20 protein-coding genes are annotated in these 21,830 nt (G+C 66.6%); 15 read left to right on the plus strand and 5 right to left on the minus strand.

Annotated features, from left to right (window positions below; translation table 11 throughout):
- Positions 1-27: 27 nt before the first annotated feature.
- Entirely contained in the window at positions 28-441 is a 414-nt protein-coding gene (locus tag B9N43_RS10900) for a rhodanese-like domain-containing protein (RefSeq protein ID WP_315904543.1), read from the minus strand.
- Between the two features lie 6 nt (positions 442-447).
- Positions 448-786, minus strand: a complete 339-nt coding sequence (locus B9N43_RS10905) for an ArsR/SmtB family transcription factor (protein ID WP_145842227.1) — start codon at positions 784-786, stop codon at positions 448-450.
- Positions 787-904: 118 nt separating this feature from the next.
- Here B9N43_RS10905 and gpmA point away from each other — a divergent pair, with 118 nt between their 5' ends.
- The 5 genes from gpmA to B9N43_RS10930 all read left to right on the plus strand — a co-directional run bounded on the left by gpmA (position 905) and on the right by B9N43_RS10930 (position 5,901).
- Positions 905-1,651, plus strand: coding sequence for a 2,3-diphosphoglycerate-dependent phosphoglycerate mutase (gpmA, locus tag B9N43_RS10910; protein ID WP_145842228.1), 747 nt, complete (start codon positions 905-907; stop codon positions 1,649-1,651).
- Positions 1,652-1,872: 221 nt separating this feature from the next.
- Positions 1,873-3,087: a murein hydrolase activator EnvC family protein gene (locus tag B9N43_RS10915; RefSeq protein ID WP_145842229.1), complete on the plus strand. Its 1,215-nt coding sequence runs from the start codon at positions 1,873-1,875 to the stop codon at positions 3,085-3,087.
- A 48-nt stretch (positions 3,088-3,135) separates the two neighbouring features.
- A complete protein-coding gene (locus B9N43_RS10920) occupies positions 3,136-4,563 on the plus strand; it encodes a S41 family peptidase (protein WP_145842230.1) in 1,428 nt (475 codons plus the stop codon).
- A 7-nt stretch (positions 4,564-4,570) separates the two neighbouring features.
- Positions 4,571-5,053 carry a hypothetical protein gene (locus B9N43_RS10925; RefSeq protein ID WP_261379311.1) on the plus strand — a complete coding sequence of 161 codons (483 nt, stop codon included), beginning with the start codon at positions 4,571-4,573 and terminating at the stop codon, positions 5,051-5,053.
- A gap of 98 nt (positions 5,054-5,151) precedes the next feature.
- On the plus strand, positions 5,152-5,901 hold the full coding sequence (locus B9N43_RS10930) for a HesA/MoeB/ThiF family protein (RefSeq protein ID WP_145842231.1): 750 nt from the start codon (positions 5,152-5,154) through the stop codon (positions 5,899-5,901).
- A gap of 180 nt (positions 5,902-6,081) precedes the next feature.
- Here B9N43_RS10930 and B9N43_RS10935 read toward each other — a convergent pair whose 3' ends face one another.
- Genes B9N43_RS10935 through B9N43_RS10945 form a run of 3 tightly spaced genes read right to left on the minus strand, consistent with a single transcriptional unit; the run spans position 6,082 to position 9,177 of the window.
- The gene (locus B9N43_RS10935) at positions 6,082-6,870 is read right to left on the minus strand and encodes a tyrosine-protein phosphatase (protein ID WP_145842232.1); all 789 of its coding nucleotides are present in this window, start codon (positions 6,868-6,870) and stop codon (positions 6,082-6,084) included.
- A gap of 40 nt (positions 6,871-6,910) precedes the next feature.
- A complete protein-coding gene (locus B9N43_RS10940; RefSeq protein WP_145842233.1) occupies positions 6,911-7,987 on the minus strand; it encodes a phosphotransferase family protein in 1,077 nt (358 codons plus the stop codon).
- Positions 7,988-8,016: 29 nt separating this feature from the next.
- Complete coding sequence (locus tag B9N43_RS10945; RefSeq protein ID WP_145842234.1) at positions 8,017-9,177, minus strand: hypothetical protein; 1,161 nt, start codon at positions 9,175-9,177, stop codon at positions 8,017-8,019.
- 293 nt (positions 9,178-9,470) lie between these two features.
- Here B9N43_RS10945 and B9N43_RS10950 point away from each other — a divergent pair, with 293 nt between their 5' ends.
- The 10 genes from B9N43_RS10950 to B9N43_RS10995 all read left to right on the plus strand — a co-directional run bounded on the left by B9N43_RS10950 (position 9,471) and on the right by B9N43_RS10995 (position 21,825).
- On the plus strand, positions 9,471-10,148 hold the full coding sequence (locus B9N43_RS10950; protein WP_145842235.1) for a TetR/AcrR family transcriptional regulator: 678 nt from the start codon (positions 9,471-9,473) through the stop codon (positions 10,146-10,148).
- Positions 10,145-11,317, plus strand: a complete 1,173-nt coding sequence (locus tag B9N43_RS10955) for a sulfotransferase family protein (RefSeq protein ID WP_145842236.1) — start codon at positions 10,145-10,147, stop codon at positions 11,315-11,317. The genes B9N43_RS10950 and B9N43_RS10955 overlap by 4 nt, the downstream gene beginning before the upstream one ends.
- On the plus strand, positions 11,310-12,719 hold the full coding sequence (locus B9N43_RS10960; RefSeq protein ID WP_186453790.1) for a DUF1214 domain-containing protein: 1,410 nt from the start codon (positions 11,310-11,312) through the stop codon (positions 12,717-12,719). Before B9N43_RS10955 ends, B9N43_RS10960 begins: the two co-directional genes overlap by 8 nt.
- A gap of 15 nt (positions 12,720-12,734) precedes the next feature.
- A complete protein-coding gene (locus tag B9N43_RS10965; protein WP_145842238.1) occupies positions 12,735-13,589 on the plus strand; it encodes an SDR family NAD(P)-dependent oxidoreductase in 855 nt (284 codons plus the stop codon).
- Positions 13,590-13,811: 222 nt separating this feature from the next.
- Positions 13,812-16,874 (plus strand): diguanylate cyclase, encoded by a 3,063-nt coding sequence (locus B9N43_RS10970; RefSeq protein WP_145842239.1) that lies wholly within the window; start codon positions 13,812-13,814, stop codon positions 16,872-16,874.
- An 8-nt stretch (positions 16,875-16,882) separates the two neighbouring features.
- Positions 16,883-18,316: a D-alanyl-D-alanine carboxypeptidase/D-alanyl-D-alanine-endopeptidase gene (gene dacB, locus B9N43_RS10975; RefSeq protein WP_145842240.1), complete on the plus strand. Its 1,434-nt coding sequence runs from the start codon at positions 16,883-16,885 to the stop codon at positions 18,314-18,316.
- A 9-nt stretch (positions 18,317-18,325) separates the two neighbouring features.
- Positions 18,326-19,378, plus strand: coding sequence for an inorganic phosphate transporter (locus B9N43_RS10980; RefSeq protein WP_145842241.1), 1,053 nt, complete (start codon positions 18,326-18,328; stop codon positions 19,376-19,378).
- The gene (locus B9N43_RS10985; protein WP_145842242.1) at positions 19,375-20,031 is read left to right on the plus strand and encodes a DUF47 domain-containing protein; all 657 of its coding nucleotides are present in this window, start codon (positions 19,375-19,377) and stop codon (positions 20,029-20,031) included. Before B9N43_RS10980 ends, B9N43_RS10985 begins: the two co-directional genes overlap by 4 nt.
- Before the next feature lie 169 nt (positions 20,032-20,200).
- A complete protein-coding gene (locus tag B9N43_RS10990) occupies positions 20,201-20,473 on the plus strand; it encodes a helix-turn-helix domain-containing protein (protein WP_145842243.1) in 273 nt (90 codons plus the stop codon).
- A 2-nt stretch (positions 20,474-20,475) separates the two neighbouring features.
- Positions 20,476-21,825, plus strand: coding sequence for a type II toxin-antitoxin system HipA family toxin (locus tag B9N43_RS10995; RefSeq protein ID WP_186453791.1), 1,350 nt, complete (start codon positions 20,476-20,478; stop codon positions 21,823-21,825).
- Positions 21,826-21,830: the final 5 nt, after the last annotated feature.

A 21,830-nucleotide genomic window follows, 5' to 3' on the forward strand; every position in this document is an offset into this window, starting at 1 on the left:
GGTGTGGGAAACAGGTTCCCATGCGCGCTACTTGGTGGTGATCGGCAGGTTGGCCTCGGCCCAGGCGCCCATGCCGCCGTTCAGGTTGAAGACCTGGGCAAAGCCGGCCTTCTTCAGCACCTCGCAGGCCTTGGTGGAGCGGCCGCCGCTGGCGCAGCAGACGATCAGGGGGCGGGCCTTGAATTTCTCGATTTCGTGCAGGCGCTTTTCCAACTGCCCCAGGGTGATGTGGCGGGCGCCCGGGATGTGGCCCTTGCCCCACTCGTCGGACTCCCGCACATCGACCACCACGGCGTCCTCGCGGTTGATCTTGAGCGTGGCCTCGGCGACCGACACGCCGCCGCCCGGACCGCCCCGCAGCAGGGGATAGAGCAGCATGCCGCCGCTGATCAGTGCCAGCAGCACCAGGAAGACGTTTTGTTGAATGAAGTCCAGAAGCAAAATTTCTTATCCTTTTTTCGTGGGCGGCGGTGCGCCGCAAAAAACTTCCCGCATCAGGCCGATCAATTGCAGGGTGCGCTGGTCGGCCACCCGGTAGAACACTCGATTGGCGTCCTTGCGGGTCTGCAGCACCTCCTTGTCGCGCAGGATGGCCAGATGCTGGGAAATATTGCTCTGCGAGGTTCCCACCATGTCGACGATGTCCTGCACGCAGACTTCCTGGTCCCCCACCACGCACATGATCTTCAGGCGCAACGGATGCGCGATCGCCTTCAGCGCGCGAGCGGCCGTCTCGATGTGTTCCTGCCTGACGATGAGATCCTGAACGATGCTGGTGTTGGACATGCGGGGCCCCGAAGAGGGAGGGTACTCTGAATATTATAAAATACCGATGCATCGGGCCGGGCCCCCATCAGGGATTTCCCGCATCCGGACTTTTTCATCCTCACTCGCAGAAAATACCATGTACAAGATCGTCCTCCTCCGCCACGGCGAATCCGTCTGGAACCAGGAAAACCGTTTCACTGGCTGGACCGACGTCGGCCTGACCGAAAAGGGTCTGGCGGAAGCCCGCGCCGCCGGCCAGTTGCTGAAGCAGGAAGGCTACGCCTTCGACGTGGCCTACACCTCGGTCCTGAAGCGCGCCGTAAAGACCCTGTGGACGGTGCTGGAGGAAATGGACCGGATGTGGATTCCCATCCACCACTCCTGGCGCCTCAACGAGCGCCATTACGGCGCCTTGCAGGGCCTCAACAAATCGGAGACCGCGGCCAAGTACGGCGACGAGCAGGTGCTGGTCTGGCGCCGCGCCTACGACACCCCGCCGCCGCCCCTGGAAGAGGGCGACGAGCGCCTGGAGATCGGCAATCCCCGCTATGCCAACCTGACGCCCGACCAGTTCCCGCGCACCGAATGCCTGAAGGACACGGTGGCGCGCTTCCTGCCCTACTGGCACGAGACCATCGCGCCGATGGTGAAGAGCGGCAAGCAGGTGGTCATCGCCGCCCACGGCAACAGCCTGCGGGCCCTGATCAAGTATCTGGACCAGGTTTCCGATGACGACATCGTCGGTCTCAACATCCCCACCGCCCAGCCCCTGGTGTATGAGCTGGACGCCGACCTGAAACCGATCAAGAGCTACTATCTGGGCGACCAGGAGGCGATCAAGGCGGCCATGGCGGCGGTGGCAGCACAAGGTAAGGCGAAGTAGATGGGCCTTCCCCCCAGCCCCCTTCCCTGGGAAGGGGGTGACGGTGGTTCGCGGGCTGCCCCCGCTCCGGGTCATGGCGGCCCCGCCTTGGGGCGGCCCGGCGGCGGGACGCCCTTGCGTTGAACAGCCTGCCTCTCCGACTCCCATTGAGACTATTCGCCCTGCCACACTCGTTGAATAGCCGCCCCGCCGCCTCGGCGAGGGAATTCCGGAAGTGGTGCTTGCGCGCGCCCCTGCTCGCCTGGGCAATGCTCTTGCTGCTGTCTTCAACCGATCTCGCCCTGGCCGCGCCGGCAACCAGCAAGCAGACCGAACTCAAGGAGATTCGCGGCCGGATCGGCGCGCTGCAAAAGGATCTGGCCAGGAGCGAGACATCCCGCAACAACGTCAGCGACCAGTTGCGGGCGACCGAATCCGCCATTTCAACGGCCAATCGTCGTCTGCGCGAACTGGGCCAGGAGCGGGCCGAGACGGAGGAGGCGCTGGCGCAACTGAAACAGCAGTCGGGCCAGTTGTCGGGCAGCATCGGCCGCCAGCAAAAGCAGCTTTCCCAACTGCTGTACCGCCAGTACCTGCATGGCGAAGCCGACGCCCTGCAACTGATGCTGATGGGCACCGACCCCAACCAGGCGGCACGGGATCGGCATTTCCTGCGCCTGCTCTCCGCCGCCGAGGCGCGGATGCTGGCGGAATTGCGCGATTCGCTGCGGCAGAAGCAGCGGCTTTCCGCCAAAGTCGAGGAACAGCGGACGAAGCTGGCCGAAATCGAGAAGCGCCAGCAGGAGAGCCGCGCCAGTCTGCTCTCTCGGCAGCAGGAGCGCCAGGCGCTGCTGGCGCGGATTTCCAGCCAGATCAAGGCCCAGCGCCGGGAGATCGGCACGCTCAAGGAGAACGAGCAGCGCCTGACGCAACTGATCGCGCGGCTCTCCCGGCCGGCGCCGGCGAAACCGGCCCCCTCGGTGAAAGCGCCGGCCCGGCGAAACGCCGCGGAGCCGGTGCTGAAGAACGAGCACGCGCCCGATCCCGCGGCGGCCGGCGGCGCCTTCGCCAGCCTGCGGGGCAAGCTGCGCCTGCCGCTGAAGGGCGAGATCGCCGGCCGCTTCGGCGCGGCGCGGCCGGAGGGCGGCACCTGGAAGGGATTGTTCATCCGCGCCGCCGAGGGCAGCGAGGTGCGGGCCGTGGCGTCCGGCCGGGTGGTGTTCGCCGACTGGCTGCGGGGCTTCGGCAACCTGCTGATCCTGGATCACGGCGACGGTTTCCTTTCCGTCTATGGTTTCAACCAGTCGCTGCTGCGGGAAAGCGGCCGCGAGGTGAAGACCGGCGACGTCATCGCCACCGCCGGCGCCAGCGGCGGCGGCGTGGAATCGGGTTTATACTTTGAACTCCGCCATCAGGGCCTGCCGTTCGATCCGCTCAAATGGTCCAGCTTGCGCTGATGCCCGTCGATGTCGTAAGCCCCTTCCCAGGAAATCCAAGGAAACCCAATGCGTAGCAAGCTGCAAAAGCTCGGCTTCATCGGTGTCGGCATGGTGGCCGGCATTCTCGCCAGCCTGAATTTTTCCGCCAACGCCGGCAAGGAAGCCATGGGCGGACTGCCCGTGGAGGAGTTGCGCAGCTTCGCCGATGTCTATAACGCCATCAAGCAAGGCTACGTCGAGCCCGTCGACGACAAGAAGCTGATCACCCATGCGATCAGCGGCATGCTCTCCAACCTGGACCCGCACTCGGCCTATCTCGACGCCGACGCCTTCAAGGATCTCCAGGTCAATACCCAGGGCGAATTCGGCGGCCTGGGAATCGAAGTGGGCATGGAAGACGGTTTCGTCAAGGTGGTGGCGCCGATCGAGGACACGCCGGCCTGGCGCGCCGGCGTCAAGGCCGGCGACCTGATCGTCAAGCTCGACGAGACCCCGGTGCGCGGCATGACCCTCAATGACGCGGTCAAGCGGATGCGGGGCAAGCCCAAGACCCCGATCACCCTGACGATCGCCCGCAAGGGCGAGTCCAAGCCGCTGGTGATCACCATCGTGCGCGACAAGATCAAGGTCCAGAGCGTCAAGTCCAAGCTGATCGAGCCGGGGTTCGGCTATCTGCGGGTGACCCAGTTCCAGGAAGAAACCATCGCCGACCTGGTGAAGCATCTGGACAAGCTCTACCAGGACAAGGAAAACAAGGGCGCGGAGCTGCGCGGCCTGGTGCTGGACCTGCGCAACGATCCCGGCGGCCTGCTCCACGCCGCGGTCGGCGTGTCCGCCGCCTTCCTGCCGCCCAAGACCCTGGTGACCTCCACCGACGGCCGCACCGAGGACGCCAAGCGCAAGTACATCGCGGCGCCCGAGGACTACCTGCGCGGCTACAAGCAGGACGTGCTGAAGGACCTGCCCGCCGGCGTGCGCAGCGTGCCCCTGGTGGTGCTGGTGAACGGCGGCTCGGCCTCGGCCTCTGAAATCGTCGCCGGCGCGCTGCAGGACCACAAGCGGGCGGTGGTGATGGGCACCCAGACCTTCGGCAAGGGTTCGGTGCAGACCGTGCTGCCTCTGTCCAACAACACCGCGATCAAGCTGACCACCGCCCGCTACTACACCCCCAGCGGCCGCTCGATCCAGGCCAAGGGCATCGTCCCGGACGTGGTGGTGGAGGAATCCGCCAACGGCGACTCCCAGGCCCTGCACATGCGGGAGGCCGACCTGGAGCGCCACCTGGAGAACGACAAGGACAAGGGCGCGCCGCCGGCCAAGGCCGCCGACAAATCCAAGGCGCCGGCGCCGAATGGCAAAGGCGGCAAGGGCGGCAAGGAGGAAGGCGACGAGGCGGCGCCGGTGAAACCGTTCGAGTTCGCCTCCAGGAACGATTACCAACTGAAGCAGGCCATGAATCTGCTCAAGGCCTGGCAGATCATCCGCAAACCATAGGCCCGCCATGTCCCACACCGGCAAGATGACGGTCGAGAAAGCGCGCCGCCTGCGCGACGAGGAGCGCGGGCAACCGCGCATGCCGCTGGACGATCCGCACCCCGGTAGCCGCAAGCAGCGCGAGATACGGTTCGACGGCGCCCGGCCCGGGCAGGTGGCCGAGGCGATGGCGCTGCTGCTCGATCTGGAACGGCTGCAGGTGCGCGAAGGCCAGGGACCCAACTCGCTGACGGTGGAATATGAAATCGTCGACTTCACCCTGCAAGGGCTGGAGACGGCATTGGTGCGCCAGGGCTTCCACCTCGATCATTCGGTGTATGCCCAGTTGTCGCGGGCGGTGATCTACTTTTGCGAAGAGACCCAGTTGCGCAACCTGAGCCACCCCGAGCGCCTGCTGAAGAAATCCCACGAGGTCTATTCCAAGGCGTGGGAGCGCCATCCGCACGGCGACCGCGACGAGACGCCGCCCGACCTGCGCAACGAGAAATAACGGTTACTACTGCCGGTTCCCTCCCCCCCCCCCCAGCCCCTCTCCCGCAAGCGGGCGAGGGGAGCTTCCAGAAGTCTCTACGCGACTTTCACATCGAATTGAACGACCAGCAACTGCTTCGCTACAGCCGCCACATCCTGCTGCCCGAGATCGGCATCGAGGGCCAGCAGCGCCTGCTCGACGCACGCGTGCTGATCGTCGGCGCCGGCGGCCTGGGTTCGCCCGCCGCCTACTACCTGGCCAGCGCCGGCATCGGCACCCTGGTGCTGGCCGATGGCGACACGGTGGACCTCACCAACCTGCAACGCCAGATCCTCCACCGCGAGGCCGCCGTGGGCCAGCCCAAGGCCGAGTCCGGCGCGCGCACCCTGACCGAACTCAATCCGGAATGCCGGGTGGTGCCCCTCGCCCGACGCCTGGAAGCGGGACAACTGGAGGAAGAGGTCGCGCAGGCGGACGTGGTGCTCGACTGCTCCGACAACTTCGCCACCCGCCACGCGATCAACCGGGCCTGCGTGCGCCACGGCCGCCCCCTGGTGTCGGGCGCGGCGATCCGCTTCGACGGCCAGCTCTCGGTGTTCGACCGGCGCCGCGACGACGCCCCCTGCTACCACTGCCTGTTTCCCGAGGCCGAGGACGTGGAGGAAGTGCGCTGCGCGGTGATGGGCGTCTTCGCCCCGCTCACCGGCATCGTCGGCACCGTCCAGGCCGCCGAGGCACTGAAGCTGCTGATCGGCTGCGGCGAGAGCCTGGCCGGCCGGCTGCTGCTGCTCGACGGCCTCGCCATGGAATGGCGCGAAATCCGCGTGCCGCGCGACCCGGCCTGCACGGTCTGCGGCGGAACCTGAGGTTCGCCCCCCTTCGCCCCCCTCCGGGGGGTTCGATACTGCTCGCTGCACTCGGTTGTTTGGGGGACTTCGTGGCGGCACCGATAGGATGCGGCTGGCGCCGCGTGCCGCTTTTCCCCATCGTGGCCATCGTGGGGAATGCGGCGTGGCGGAAAAGCTCGTTTTTTACGCTCGGCGGCCCTACGCCAGCAGACGCTGGCGTAGCCGTTCGCGGCGCTCGCCGGTGAGGCCGCCGACTTCTTCCAGATAGCGGTCCAGGCTGCCGTATTCGATGCGCACGGCGGTCAGCGCGGTCTCGATGAATTCCGGGCGCACGCCCATGATCACCGCCAGCGCCTCGGGCTCCAGCGACCGGCCCAGCACCTGCGCGAGCAGGTTGCCCATGGAGTCGGACACCGGCGAGCCGACCAGCAGGTCGCCGGACTTCAGGTATTCGTCGACGATCTGCTCTTCCGCCGCGCCCAGGGCATGCAGCACCAGGGCGCAGGCGAAGCCGGTGCGGTCCTTGCCGGCGGTGCAATGAACCATCAGCGGCAGCCCGGCCTCGTCCAGCAGCAGGTCGAAAAGCCGCGGCAGCTGCTGGCGGAACCCCTGCGGCAGGTGCTCGTAGGTGGCCATCATCATGCGGTGGGCGCCGGTGACGCTGCAATCGTGCTCCAGCAGATGCATCAGCGCCGCGTTGCCGGCCCGCACGTCGGTGCTGACGTCGGAGTTCAGAATTCGCGCCGTGCTGTAGTCGGCCCAGGTGCCGCGACTGTGGCTGCGCTCGCGGGAACTGCGCAGGTCCATCACCCAGCGCAGGTCCAGCGCGCGGACCGCCGCTTCCGCCGCCGGCGACGGGTCGGTCAGGATGCCGGCGCGAAAGATGAGGCCGGAACGCACCCGGCCGCCGTCCACGGCGGCGATGCCGCCCAGGTCGCGGAAGGTGGGCGCCGCCGCAAGCAGCGGCGCGCTGGAAATTTCACTCATGACACAAATTCCGTAGAAGTGGAAATTTTAAGGGCGCGGATCACGACCCCAGATCGATCCCGTATTCGGCCGCATACAGCGCCAGCACGGCGGAGCCCGGATTGCGCAGGTCCATGTCGGTGTCCTCGGGCAGCATGCCGTGCGTGACGTAGGCGGTGGTGATCGCCGCCATGATCGCGGAGAACTTCAGCGCGGAGAACACTTCGTAGTAGGCCAGGTGCCCGGCGTCGTGGCCGGACTGCTCGGCCCAGCGCGCCGCCGTCGCGGCGCGGTCGGCGAAACCCGGCAGACGCGGAATGCCGATGCCGTCGCAGAGCGCGCGGTCCAGCATCAGCACCCAGGACAGGTCGGATACCGGATTGCCCAGGTGCGGCATCTCCCAGTCCAGCGCCGCCACGCATTGCGTGCCCCGGTAGAGGCAGTTGCCGACCTTGGAGTCGCCCCAGCACAGTGCCACCGGCTCCGGGTCGCGCGGCTGATTGGCTTCCACCCAGTCCAGCATCCGGCGCAACAGCGGGTAGGGACGGCGGCGGCCTTCCACCCAGGCCAGGTAGCCGCGGTAGTAGGCGATCATCTGCGCCAGGGGCGTCTTGCCCAGATGCGGACGATCGAGGAAATCGAAGCCGCGGGCGCGCCAGTCCACCCGGTTGATCGCGGCGATGGTGTCGACGCACTGGCGCCAGACCTCGCCCTGCTCGGCCGGGCTCATGTCGTGCAGCCAGCCCGCGGCGTGGTAGGGCGGATTCTCCAGCGGCGCGAGGCCCTCGATCCGGTCCATCAGATAGAAGGGCACGCCGAACGGGCTGTCTTGGTCGCAGAAGCCGAGCAGTCCGGGCACCGGCACGTCGCTGCCCTGCAACAGATCCATGCAGCGATACTGCAACTTCAGGTCGTACTCGGGGAATACGGCCGTGGCGCGGGGCTGCAGGCGCGCCACCAGGGGCCGCCGTTCGAGCTGGCCGTTGCGCCGCCAGTCCAGGTCCAACAGCCAGGTCTCGTTGGAAAACCCGCTGGAGGGCATTTTCAGATTGTTGACGGCGATGTCCCGTGCATCCGGGAACGCCCCGGCCAGCCAGTGGGTCAATTTCGCCGCGACGGTTGCCGCGTCCTGTTTCATCCCGTTTCTCCTCTTGCGTTGGCGTGGTCTCAGGCCTCGGGCAGGCCCAGTTCGGGCCAGGCGCCATGAACGTAGGTCTGGCAGTTGCCCCAGCCGACGGCGCCGGTTTCACTGTCCCGCATCTCGATCACGCAGTCGCGGAACTGGTTGAGCCGCGCCACCGTTTCCGGCAGGGAGCAGTCGGCGAAATACTCGCCCTCCAGATGCTGCCGGCCCCGCCACTGGCCGTGGAACTTGCCGTCCAGTCCATGATACAGGCCGCCCCCCAGATGGAAGCCGGTATCGCTGACCGGCCGCGCCGTCAGCACCCGCTGGCGGCCGTCGGCCATGGTGATGCGGAACTCGCCGCCGAGCAGGCGCTTGTTGACCGGGTTGAATTTGATCGCCGGCGTGAGGCCGATGAAGGCTTCGCGCCGGCCGTCGGCGAACTCGAAGTGGCCTTGCAGCTTCTCGTGGCGGAAACCCGGACCGCCGTAGTAGAGGTAATACTGATGGAAGGCGAAATTGCCGCCGTCGGCACGCTCGAAATAGACCGGGTTCCAGATCGCCAGGGCCTGCTGCATCAGGCCGGACTCCATCGGCTCCGGCGTGACGTCCATCACCGGGGCGCCGACGCTGGGCCGGATGCCCCAGGAATGATCGCGGGTCATCACCCAGGTGTCCCGCGTCACCTCGGTCCGCACGCCCTGGACTTCGACCCAGCCCTCGGCCCGCCCGGTCTGGTGGTAGCGGATCTGGTCCGCCGTGCGGCGGTAACCGCGCATGGTGCGGCGATCCTCGCGCTCCTCGGTGAAGCAGGGCACGGTGCCTTCCAGCACCAGATCGAAGGCGATGGGCTGGATGTCGTTCTTTTCCAGCACCACCCGGATCTTCTTCAGGGGTTCGAGGATCTCGTAGCGGATCGGCCCCACGTTCAAGGTGTTGGGATCGACGTTCAATTCGCGGCTCCCCCGGACGTTCCACTGCTCGACGCCCCGGGAGACCCCGGCGTAGGCGTCCACCACGTCGCGGTTGGTGTACTTGCCCAGGCCCAGGTCGATCTGCAGCGAGCCATCCCGCGCCGCCGCCATCAGGCAGACCTTTTCCGTCCAGGCATGGTCGGTCTGGGAAACCGTGGCGAAGGTCTCCACGATCTGGTGATTGAAGAATTCGTCGGCCTCCAGAAGAGGTCCAATGGTTCCACCGGCCATGTGCATTGACTCCGTGAGAATGAAAAGGGTTGCCGTGCAATTTACAAGTGTAAATTACAGATTCCGCGGGTGTAAAGCTTCAAGAAACAACTCGGGCCCACCGGGCGCCTGGTTTGGGTGCGACAAAACCGAGCCTGCTCGGATTGAAGTCGCCGCCATTCCGAAATAAAAACGCACCAGATTGATTTATATTGATTTTCAGCGAAATCCGGCACCCTGGAAAGGGTGGCGAAAGCGAGTAGCCAAAGGCACGGGGGCTCCGCTTAAATGTTCACTCCACTCCGCCGACCACGATGAAATCCAGTCCAGCCCCCCGCCGCCGCAATCCGATTCAATCCCGCGCCGAAGCCACGCTCGCGGCCATCCGGGAGGCGTGCCTGAGGATTCTCGAACAGGAGGGACCGGACCGCCTGACCACCAATCGCATCGCCGAGGTCGCCGGCATCAGCATCGGCAGCCTCTACCAGTACTACGCCGACAAGCACGCGATCGCCGCCGACATCTGCAACAGCCTGCTGGTGGCCGATCTGGGCGAACTGGACCGCTACACCGAACAAAGCCTGTTCATGGCCAAGAAGTCCCTTGACGAAACCCTGGCTTTTTTCATCCAGGAGAAGGTCGCCCGCCATCGCAAGCTGTATCGGCAGTTGAAGGACTTCTATCTGGAAATCCACTGGCGCTACGATTTCGAAACCTACATGCTCGAGCATTTCCCCCAGCGGATGACCACCGCCGACTTTCTGCACATCGTACTCAGGCGCTATCGCGAGGAACTGGCTCCCCGCGACTTCTCCATAGCGGCGACCATGGTGGTCAACGCCATCGAAGGCACCATCCACGCCACCCTGGACCACAACCCGGAACAGATCCTCAACGCGGCATTCAGCGAGGAACTGCTGGCCCTCGTGCTGGGCTACCTGAAGCACCCGCCGCCCCTGTCCTCGATTTCCCCAAGCCAACCACCGCAATGATCTACTACTTCGACTTCGCCATCTGGTTCAGGCTGGTCCGCCTGGCGGCCCAGGAACCCAACTCCGGAGCCCGGCGCAGCCTGCTCAAGCTGCTGCTGTGGGCCGTGCCCCTGCGCGCCGCGGTCCACGCCCTGTGCTTTTTCCTCGACGGCATCCTCTTCCCCGGCCTGTGGCGGGTGAAGGTCAAGGCGCCGGTGTTCGTCATCGGCCACGCCCGCAGCGGCACCACCCTGGCCCACCGCCTGCTGTGCGGCGACGAGCGTTTTTCCGCCTTCAAATACTACGAACTGCTGCTGCCCTCGCTGCTGCAGAAAAAGCTGGTGCGCCTGGTGGCCTGGCTGGACCGCCATCTTTTCGGCCGCCGCATCGAGCGGCGCCTGCAGGACTGGGAAAAGCGCAAGTTCGGTCCCACCCAGCACATCCACAAGATGGGGCTCACCATCCCCGAGGAGGACGACCTGATCTACCAGGCCTCCTGCGCCTCCGGCTTCTGGATGACCAAGCTGCCCTACATGGGCGAACTGGACTTCTTCCACATCGACCAGCGCCCCGCCGCCAGCCGCCGCCGCATGATGCGCTTCTACAAGGAGTGCGTGCGCCGCCAGCTCTACCTGAACGGCGGCGACCGCATCCACCTGAGCAAGAACCCCACCTGGTGCGGCCGCGTGGAGTCGCTGATCGAGGCGTTCCCCGACGCCCGCTTCGTGGTGCTCTACCGCAATCCCTACGAGACCATCCCCAGCCTGTTGAAGCTCCTCAACGTGAGCTGGAAGCTCCAGGGCAACATGTCGGCCGAGCGCATCCGGGAATCCACCCGGGTGATGACCGACCTCTCCTACGAGACCTATCTCTACCCGATCGAAGCCTTGAAACGCCACCCCGACGTGCCTTGCGCCGTCATCGACTACCGGCGGCTGACCGCCGCGCCCAAGGCGACGATCGAGCAGGTGTATGCCGACCTCGGGCTGGAGATGACGCCCGCCTACCGCGCCTTCCTCGACGCCGAGGAGGCCCGCGCCAAGCGCCACGAGACGGAGCACCGCTACAGCCTGGCCGAGTTCGGCCTTTCCGACCAGGAAATCCGCCAGCGCCTGGCGCCGCTCTTCGAACAATTCCACTGGGATGCGGACACGGCATCCCTCTCTGCCCAGGAGTCCGACCATGACTGACAAAAACCAACCCCAGGATGCCGCCACCCAGGCCGACGCCGACGAACTGCGCGCCGCCTGGGACGAGTTGCTCACCCAGGTGGCCTCCGCCCGCGACGCCATCGACGACCCGGCCCTCTGGCCGCCCCCGGCCTCGCCCCGCAACCTGGCCGAAGGCTACCGCTACGTGCTCGGCTTCCTCTACGGCTCCCTGGCCCGGGGCCTGGGGCCGACGCCGGAGAATCCCTATTTCGTGCGCGCGATCCAGCCGCTCAACCGCTCCACCATCGACAACGCCGACGCCATCTACCTCTCGGCCCCCATCGACGGCAACCACAGCTACGTCATCCGCGGCCGCGCCGGCGACACGCGCCACTGGCGCGGCGAGCCCCCCATCGAGAACGGCCGCAAGGCGCCCCACTACGTGATCTTCGAGGCCCCCAGCGGCTATTCCGGCGACAGCGGCAGCCTCAAGGAAATGCAGGCCGGCTCCCGCATCAACTGCTCGATGCTGGACTGCACCGACCTCCAGGTCAACGCGGACGGCAGCTTCGAGATTCTGCTCGCCCCGGAAAAGCCCGAGGGTTACAGCGGCAACTTCATGCTCACCCGCGCCAGCCGCACCCGCACCAAGAAGGACGGCACCACCGAGACCCGCGAGTACGTGGCCCAGATGGTGGTGCTGCGGGAGCTGTTCTACGACTGGGCCAACGAAGACCTGCTCGATCTCTTCATCCACCGGGTGGACCGGCTCGGCCGGCCCGGCCCCGCCTACACGCCGGCCCAGGCGGCCGGGCAGATGCGCCAGATCGGCAGGATCACGCGCAATCAGGTGCATTTCTGGAACGAGTTCTACGCCATCACCTGCGAAGCCTACGGCGACATGAACGGCGACGGCGAATGCTTCATGCCCCGCAACGCCTTCAACAAGCCCAACGCCGCGTCGCTCGCCACCGCCGGCGGCATGAGCACCAACATCTACTGCGGCGGCATCTTCGAACTGGCCCCCGACGAGGCGCTGATCATGGAGCTGCGCCAGCCCATCGAGCCCTATTACATCGGCTTCCACCTGGGCAACATGTGGGGCGAATCCCTCGAATTCGGCGGCGCCCAGAGCAGCCTCAACGCCTTCCAGGCCGACCGCGAGCCGGACGGCACCCTGCGTTACGTGATCGCCCACCAGGACCCCGGCATCGCCAACTGGATCGACACCACCGGCCACCCCGAAGGCTACATGTCGGTACGCTGGGCCTATCCGGAGCGGCCCAAGGACAACTGGCCCTGGGCCACGGCCCAGGTGGTGAAGTTCGCCGACCTGGACCGCCACCTGCCCGCCCACACCCGCCGCGTCACGCCGGAGGAACGCCGCGCCGTGATCGCCATGCGCCAGGAACACGTGCAGCGCCGCTACCGTCATCATTGATCGACAGGAAACGCCATGCCCGATATCCTGAAGGATAAAGTCGCCATCGTCACCGGCGCCAGCCGCGGTATCGGTGCCGGCATCGCCCTGCGCCTCGCCGCCGAGGGCGCCAAGGTGGTGATCACCGCCCGCACCCTGGAGGCCGACGGCAAGCTGCCCGGCTCCCTGAACGAGACCGCCGCACGCATCCGCGCACTGGGCGGCGAATGCCTCTGCGTCCAGGCGAATCTGGCCGACCCCGAGGATCGCGCGCGCATCGTGCCCGCCGCCATCGAACGCTTCGGCGGCGTGGACATCCTGGTGAACAACGCCGCCGCCGCCCACTACCGGCCCACCCGCGAGCAGAAGCCGCGCCATACGCACCTGGGCTTCGAGATCAACTTCTTCGCTCCGCTGGAACTCTCCCAGCAGGCGATTCCGAGCATGGCGCAGCGGGGTGGCGGCTGGATACTCAACATTTCCAGCGCCACCTCGCGGGCCCCGGACCCCGCCCCCTACGATCCCCAGAACCGCTACCTGCAATTCCACGTGCACGTCGGCCCCACCCTCTATGCCGCCAGCAAATCGGCGCTGGAGCGCCTGTCCGCCGGCATGGCGGCGGAACTGGCGGCGGACCGGATCGCGGTGAATACCCTGGCGCCGGTGGAAGCCGTGGCCAGCGAAGGCGCCCTGGCCACCGGCGCCATCGATGCCGTCGCCCACATGGAGCCGGTGGAAGCCATGGCCGAAGCCGCGCTGCAACTCTGCTCGCGCCCGCAGTCGCAGCTCTCCGGCCGCTGCGTGCTGAGCCTGGACCTGCTGCGGGAACTGGGCATCCATACGGTCAAGACCCTGGATGGCGCCCGGACGCTGCCCGATTATTCCTTTTGAACAGCCACCCTGGAGCCGCCCCTGGAAGCTGCCTCAAAAGACGTCCTTCAACCGCTCGGGGCGCCCATTTTCCATTCGCGGGAAACGGCAACGAACGTTTGCCGACGGATCAAATCCGGCAGGCCCCGCGGGCAAAATGGACAATGGCGAACTCAGGGCAGAACCCGGGCTTGATAGTAGACTGAGCCGGATCGCCCCACATGCGCCCGCGCCCGGAACCCGATGCCTCCGCTCCAGCCGATTACCGACCCCAGCCCCGGCATTCCCCCCCGTTCCATCCTCTGGGTGGCCCTCCTGATCTGGACGGCGCTGGCCGGCGCCTTCATGCTGTTCAGCATCAATGTCCTCCGCGACAAGAGCGTCGAGCACGCGACCCTGGTCGCCAACGCCTATCTGGACAAGGACTTGGCGGTGCGAAGCTGGCTCTCCAGCCATGGCGGCGTCTATGTCCGGCCGGACGAGCGCACGCCGCCCAATCCCTATCTGACGCTCCCCGAGCGGGACGTGACGACCACCTCGGGCAAGGCCCTGACCCTGATGAATCCGGCCTACGCCACGCGTCAGTTGATGGAGGATTTCGCCGCCCAGTACGGTTTCAAGGGCCACCTGACCAGCCTCAAGCTGAAGAATCCGGGCAATGCCCCGGACGAGTGGGAACGTCGGGCGCTGCTGCGCTTCGAGCAGGGCGACCAGAAGGTCATCGACCTGACCGTCGTCGGCGGCGGCGAGACCCTGCGCCTGATCCGCGCGGTGTATATGGAGAAGAGCTGCATGCGCTGCCACGGGGATCTGGGCATCCCGGTCGGCGGCGTGCGCGGCGGCATCAGCATCCAGGTTCCGCTGGCGCCGTTCCGCCACGAGCGGGACGAGCACATGCGGTCCATTCTCCTGACGCATGGCGGCATCTGGCTGCTGGGCGTCTTCGCCATCGGCGCGCTGTCGCGCCGCGACACGCAACGCCGCCGCAGGCAGAACCGCATCGACGACGCGCAGTTGCGCAACGAGCGGCGGATTGCCGCCACCCTTGCCCTCAGCGAACGCATCGACGAACTGAGCGAGCGCGAAATCATCCAGGAAGGCATCGAGGAAGCGCAGCATCTGACCAACAGCCAGATCGCCTATTTCCATTTCATCAACGAGGACCAGCGCGGCATCGAACTGGTGGCGTGGTCGCGTTCCACCCTGGCGAACTGCGCGGCGGTCGAAGCGAGCCACTACCCGATCGAGCAGGCCGGCATCTGGGCCGACTGCGTGCGCCTGCGGCAGTCGGTGCTGCACAACGAGTATGCGCACGCCACGGGCCGGCACGGACTGCCCGACGGCCACGTACCGATCCAGCGCCACCTCGGGGTGCCGGTGCTGGAGGGCGGGCTGATCCGGGCCATGGCCGGCGTCGGCAACAAGCAGGCGCCCTACGACGACGACGACGTGCGGCTGCTTCAGCTGCACGCGGTCGACATCTGGAAACTGGTCCAGCGCAAGCGCTCGGAGTCCAGGCTGCGGGCCAGCGAACGGCTGCTGAAGGAAGCCCAGCAGATGTCCGGGGTCGGGAGCTGGGCGCTCGACCCGATCAGCAAGCGCTTCGAATGGTCCGAGGAAGTGTTCCGCATCTGCGGCCAGGACCCCGCCACGTTCCACCCGGACCTGGCGAACGTGCTCCCCCTGGTCGCTCCTGAGCACCAGGAGGAGCTGCTCGCCCAAGTGGAGGCGATCGGCCAGGCCGGGATTCGCACCTTCCAGCTGCGGATCGTCCTGCCCAGCGGCGAATCGCGCCAGATCCAGGTGCGCGGACAGACCCTGTCGTCGCCGCACGGCGTGACTGAACTGGTCATCGGCACGGTGCAGGACATCACCGAACACCAGGAGATGGAGACCCTGCGCCGCAGCGAGGCCGACCTTTCCGCCCTGATCGAGAATACCGACCGCATCGTCTGGTCGGTGGACACCGATCTGCGCCTGGTGATCCGCAACAGCGCCTTCGCCGACCTGTCGATCGACCTCTTCGGTCACGAGCTGGCGCCCGGCGACAGCGCGGTCGACGGGAACGGCGCCGACTGGCGCGGGCATTACGAGCGCGCGCTGGCCGGAGACCGATTCGTCATCGAGACGCAGTTGCAGAGTTCCTCGGGTCAGCAGCGCTGGCTGGATTTCGCCTTCTTCCCGATCCGCGGCGCCAACGGCCGCATCACCGGCGTCACCGTCTTCGGCCGCGACTTCACCGAGCGCATGTCCGCCGAAGCCGCCCAGCAGCGGACTCTCGAACGCATGTCGCAGATGGTGGCGGAACTGGAAGCCCACCACCAGCAGAACACGCAGCTGCACCGCCTGAACGACCTGATCCAGAGCTGCCGGGACGAGGCCGAGGCGTACACCATCATCCGCGTCACCCTGAGCGAACTGTTCCCCGGCGTCGCCGGCGCGCTCGTCCTGCCGCAGCCTCTCGGCCTGGAGCCCGTCGTCCGTTGGGGAGAGGACGGGCGGCTGTCATCCCTGTTCCAGACCGACGACTGCTGGGCGCTGCGCCAGGGCAGGATGGTCGAGGTGACCGACCCGGCCAACGAGCTGGTCTGCCGGCATTTCGAGGCCGTTCCCGCGTACGGCTACCTGTGCCTGCCGCTGATGGTCCATGGCGACATGATCGGACTGCTGCATCTGGCGTATCCGCCGCATGCGGCCCGGCAGGAGCGGGACAACCTGCGGGAGCTGCTGCGCTCGGCCGGCGAAACCATCAAGCTCTCCCTGTCCAATCTGCGGATGCGCGAGGCCATGCGCGAACAGGTCACCCACGATCCGCTGACCGGCCTCTTCAACCGCCGCTACCTGGACGAAACCCTGCCCCGCGAACTGCACCGCGCCCTGCGCGGGCAGCAGACCCTGGCGGTGGCGATGCTGGACATCGACCACTTCAAGAAATTCAACGACTCCTTCGGCCATGAGGCCGGCGATCAGGTGCTGCGGGAGATCGGCCGCGTGCTGCGGGAGAACCTGCGTCGCAGCGACGTCGCCTGCCGCTACGGCGGCGAGGAACTCTGCGTGCTCATGCCCGACTCCAGCGCCGCGGATGCCCACAAGCGCCTGGAAACCATATGCGACCTGATCCGCGGCATGGCGATCGAATTCCATGGCCAGACCCTGCCCGCCGTCACGGTCTCGGCGGGCCTCGTCGAAGCGCCCGGCCATGGCCAGGATGCCGCCGGGCTGCTGCGGGCCGCCGACACCGCGTTGTACGCCGCGAAGGCGGGAGGGCGGGACCGGATCGTGCTATTCGAAGGAGAAGCGCCCTGAGCCACGCCATGCGGTCGCTGCTCCTGCTGGGCGGACTGCTGCTCGCCCTCTCCGTCCGCGCCGGGTCGCTGCCGCCGCCGGTGGCGCGGGCGTTGCAGCAAGCCGGCATTCCTCCGTCCGCGGTCGCGCTCCAGGTGGAGGAGGTCGGCGACGGCAAGGCGCGGCTGAGCGTGAATGCCGAACGGCCGATGAATCCGGCCTCGACGATGAAGCTGGTGACCACCTATGCCGCCCTCGACCTGCTGGGGCCGGCCCACGTCTGGAAGACCGAGCTGTACGCCGACGCGCCGCCCCGGGACGGCGCGATCGGCAATCTCTATCTGAAGGGGGGCGGCGACCCGAAACTGACCCTGGAGCGGTTCTGGCGCCTGCTGCGGCAATTGAAGGCGCGCGGCGTGCGCGCCATCGAGGGCGATCTGGTGGTGGACCGCGGCATGTTCGACCTCGCCGGCTACGACACCGGCCCGCTCGACGACAAGCCGCTGCGTCCCTACAACGTGGCGCCCGATGCCCTGCTGGTGAATTTCAAGGCCGTGCAGCTGACCCTGGTACCGGACATTACGGCGGGCACCGTGGCGGTCCTGCCCGAGCCCGGCATCGATGGCCTGGAGATCGTCAACGCGCTGACCCTGGGGCGGGGCCGCAACGGCTGCGGCGACTGGAAGGAAGGTCTGCGCGGCGAACTCGCCGCCGCCCGGGGCCGCTATCGCCTGACCCTGAGCGGCGCCTATCCGGCCGCTTGCGGCGAGCGCGACTGGCTGTTGGCGCCGCTGCCGGCGGACGGCTACCTGCTGGGACTGTTCCGCCAGTTGTGGACGGAAATGGGCGGTCGCCTGGACGGCGGCCTGAGGGCGGGGCCGGCGCCGGCCGACGCCTGGCGCGCCGCGAGCCTGGAATCGCCGAGCCTGGCCGAAGTGGTGCGCGACATCAACAAGTACAGCAACAACGTGATGGCGCGCCAGCTGTTCCTCGGTCTGGCCACGGAAAACGGCACCGGCAGCGCCGCGGGCAGGCCGCTGCGGGCAGGCGATGCCGACCTCGCCGTACGCGCCTGGCTGGCGCGGAAGGGCCTGGACTTCCCGGAACTGGTGCTGGAGAACGGCGCCGGCCTGTCGCGCCGGGAACGCATTTCCGCCGCCCATCTGGCGCGTCTGCTGCAAGCGGCCCACGCCAGCCCGCTGATGCCCGAATTCGTCGCCTCCCTGCCGCTGGTGGGGATCGACGGCACCCTGAAGAAACGCATGAACGGCCACGACATCGCCGGCCACGCCCATCTCAAGACCGGCAGCCTGGACGACGTGAAGGCCATCGCCGGCTACGTGCAGGACCGGCGCGGCCGGGAGCGCATCGTGGTGTTCCTGGTCAACCACCCGCGCGCCGAGGCCGCGCAGGCGGCGCAGGACGCGCTGCTGCACTGGGTTTACATGGGCGACGCGGAGTAATCCCGCGTCATGGACCCCGTATTCGTCCTGGCGGTGGTGCTGATCGTCGCCGTGCTGATCTTCGATTACACCAACGGCTTCCACGACGCCGCCAACATCATCGCCAGCGTGATCGCCTCGCGCGCCATGACGCCGGTCCAGGCGGTGCTGGTGGTCGGCTGCTGCGAATTCCTCGGTCCCCTGCTGGGCGGCACGGCGGTGGCCAACACCATCGGCACCTTCGTCGACCTCGCCGACGTGCCGCACCTGGATTCGCTGCTGATCCTGCTGTGCGGACTGTTCGGCGCCACCGCCTGGAATCTGTTCACCTGGTGGCGCGGCCTCCCCTCCTCGTCCTCGCACGCCCTGGTCGGCGGCCTGGCCGGCACGGTGGCGGTCGCGGTGGGCATGGACCACGTCGTCTGGGGCTTCGCCGAACTGGCCCGGGGCCATGTCACGGGCGTGGCCAAGGTGATCCTCGCCCTGCTGCTCTCGCCGCTGATCGGCTTCTGGGCCGGCTACGGCATCCACCGCGCGATGCGCCTGCTTTTGAGCCGGGCCCGGCCCTCGCTCAACCAGGGCCTGCGCAACGCCCAGTTCCTCACCGCCGCCGGGCTGGGTTTTGCCCACGGCGCCAACGACGCCCAGAAGAGCATGGGCATCCTCACCCTGGTGCTGCTGCTGGGCGGCTTCATCGATCGCTTCGAAGTGCCGCCGTGGGTCATGGTCGCCAGCGCCGCCTCGCTCACCCTGGGCATCCTCTCCGGCGGCTGGCGCATCGTCCGCACCCTGGGCTTCGCCATCTACAAGGTGCGGCCGCTCCACGCGCTGGATTCCCAGCTCGCCTCGACCGCGGTGATCCTCTCCGCTTCGATGATCGGCGCCCCGGTCTCCACCACCCACGTGGTGGCCACCTCGATCATGGGCATCGGCGCCTCGGAGCGGCCGCGCGCGGTGCGCTGGGCCAAAGCCGGCGAAATCGCCGTCACCTGGGTCGTCACCGTTCCCGGCGCGGCCCTCACCGCAATCCTGTTTCACGCCATTCTGCGCGCCGCCATGGCGCCCTTCGGGAGCATCCAATGAACGATCCGATCCCCGGTGAGAAGAGCCTGCTGACCCGTCTCTTCGAACGCTTCTTCCCCAGGATGCCGGACTTCTTCGTCCTGCTCCACGAGCAGAGCCGGCAGGTGGAGCACACCGTCAATCTGCTGGTGCGCTACATGGAAAGCGGAGACGACTGCGCCGAGGTGGGGCAGCAGATCCGCCAGGACGAGCACGCCGCCGACAAGGTGAAGGTGCACAACATCCACACCCTGAACGAAGCCTTCTCCACGCCCATCGACCGGGAAGACCTGTACCGGGCGATCGTGCACCTCGACGAGATCGTCAATTACTGCAAGGACACGGTGTCGGAAATGGACGCCCTGGGCGTCAAGCCGGACGCCTTCACCCTGCAGATGGCGCAGCATCTGCAGGAGGGCACCGCGGCATTGCGCGCCGGTTTCGAGAAACTGGGCAAGAACCCCGCCGAATCGGCCACCGACGCCGACCTGGCGCGGCGCGCCGAACGCAAGGTGGAAAAGCTCTACCGCAAGGCACTGGCGCAGCTGTTCCAGGGCGACGACTACATCCACATGTTCAAGCGGCGCGAAATCTACCGCCACCTCACCAACGCCGCCGAGCGCATGGCCCACTGCGCCAATACCCTGCACGACATCGTGGTGAAGATGGTGTGAATCGGGCGGGCCTGTCGAAGGACTGAAGGGCTCGGGACAAACGGTTTCAAATCGATTGCAGCGTTCCAGAAAACAGTTTTTGATTTGTTATCTTAAAATACAGCTTATATTGTGTATTTCAAAATAACAGTCTATGATGCGTATTCTGAAATTACAGCGTGGAATCTGTATGAATCAGTTCACCGTACGTACGGCAGCACAGTTGCCGACCCTGCTCCAGGCGTTTCGCAAGGATGCCGGCCTCACGCAAAGCGAAGCGGCATTGCGCCTGGGCGTCACGCAGCAGACGTATTCCGCACTGGAGCGCAATGCCGAAAAGGTCGGCGCGGCACGGCTGTTGAAGTTGCTCGGCATCCTGGGGGTGGAACTCGTATTGAGCAAACCCGCCGCCGACCGGAAGCCCCCAGCGACTCAAACATCTCCCCACACCCCGGCCTGGTGACCATGGGGCGCCGCTCGCACGCTCGTTCGCTCGGGCTCTGGATGAACGGGGCCTTTGTCGGCACATGGAACCTGGGCGCGCACGGTCCGGACACATTGCGGTACGACCTTGCCTGGACACAGTCGGAGCAAGGACGGCCCCTGTCCCTGTCACTGCCTTTCATGCCGGGCAACGAGCCTCATCGCGGCGACAAGGTCCGCGCCTACTTCGAGAATCTGCTGCCCGACAGCAAGGACATCCGCGAGCGCCTGGCCCGCCGCTACAAGACAGGCGCGACCGACGCGTTCTCGCTGTTGGCGGAAATTGGCCGGGACTGTGTTGGCGCACTGGAAATCCTGCCACCGGATCAGATCAGCGCAGGGCTCGGGCCGGTACAGGCAGAGCCTCTGAACGAGGTCCAAGTCGCACAGGCGCTGCGAGAAACGACAAGCGTCAACACGCTGGGCCTGCCGGACCACGATCAAGACCTCCGCATCTCGATCGCGGGCGCGCAGGAGAAGACGGCGCTGCTCCATCAAGACGGCCAGTGGTGCCTGCCGCAAGGCGGCACGCCCACCACGCATATTTTCAAGCTGCCATTGGGGCTGATTGGCGGCATGCAGCTCGACATGCGCGACTCGGTCGAAAACGAGTGGTTGTGCGCACTGATCCTCAGGGAGTTCGGTTTGCCCGTGGCGGCCTGTCAGCCGCGACAGTTCGAGGACGTGAAGGCCCTGGTGGTGGAACGCTTCGACCGTGCCTGGTGGACGAGTCCGGCTGGCGACCAACGGCTCATTCGCCTGCCTCAGGAAGACATGTGCCAAGCCATCGGGGTGTCGCCGAGCCTCAAGTACGAAGCGGACGGCGGGCCGGGCATGGATCGCATCATGAGCGTGCTGGACGGCTCGATCACGCGCGCGCAAGACCGCCGCACCTTCTTCCAGGCCCAATTGCTGTTCTGGATGCTGTGCGCAACCGATGGCCATGCAAAAAACTTCAGCCTCTTCCTTCGGCCAGGAGGGCGCTACCAGTTGACGCCGCTTTACGATGTGCTGTCGGCCTACCCGATCCTGGGTGAAGGGGTTGGAAAAATTTCGCCCTTCAAGGTCAGGATGGCCATGGCGGTGCGTTCAAGGAATGCGCACTGGAAAATGCGGGACATCCTGCGTCGACATTGGCGGGTGGTGGGGCAGCGCCATGGGGTCTTGACCGAAGACGGGCGCCAGGTCGACTTTCTGATCGATGAAATGATCGAGCGAACACCACGGGTCGTCGCCGCCGTGCACGCCCGACTTCCGCCGAACTTCCCGATGTCGGTCGCCGACAGCATCCTGAACGGCCTGCAAAACGCTGCCGACACGCTCAAGGGCTAGCGTCC

The organism is Denitratisoma sp. DHT3, assembly GCF_007833355.1.
In the GTDB taxonomy this organism is placed as follows: Bacteria; Pseudomonadota; Gammaproteobacteria; order Burkholderiales; family Rhodocyclaceae; genus Denitratisoma.